This is a genomic window from Weissella sp. DD23 (assembly GCF_001579105.1).
In the GTDB taxonomy this organism is placed as follows: Bacteria; Bacillota; Bacilli; order Lactobacillales; family Lactobacillaceae; genus Weissella; species Weissella cibaria.
In genome coordinates this window covers 1-466 of sequence record NZ_KQ970462.1, presented here as the reverse complement: position 1 = coordinate 466, position 466 = coordinate 1, and the positions used below count along the sequence as shown (strand labels likewise).

Sequence of the window (466 nt, the reverse complement as noted above, 5' to 3'; positions counted from 1 at the left end):
ATACAATAACCGTACATGCGTCGGTGAGAGTAACGCCATCATTTGGCTTAACGTCTCAGAATCAAGCGCCTGGTGCATGACCGTTTTAAATTCTCGTTGCATTGTTGTCGTGAAGGGCTGCAATTTCCGTGTCGCCGTCTCAGTCAGCAAAGCATCCGGAATCGGGCCTAAAAAACCAGCAACATACATCGAGGCAATGGCGTACTCTGCTTCTCGTGCTAACACCGCATCTGGTAAATCAACAAAATGACGCATCATCATAACCAATCCCGCATGGATCTGATGATGCTGTTCATCCCAGTTTATAAGTGGCACAAAGAGCGGTGGCATTTCGGTTGCCATAATGGCGTGGTGATTAACCAGCCGTGAGTACCAAATAGCGAACTGCATTCGAATGGCTTGTTTCGTCGTTTCCCGTTCTGGCAATTGGTATAACGCTAAAATTTCAGTGACTGCTGCTTCCGCT

General features: G+C 47.4%; 1 protein-coding gene. It reads right to left on the bottom strand.

The window, feature by feature from the left end; all coding sequences use genetic code 11:
• On the bottom strand, positions 1-466 hold a 466-nt coding region (locus tag WEIDD23_RS13885), incomplete at both ends, for a hypothetical protein (RefSeq protein ID WP_197458902.1).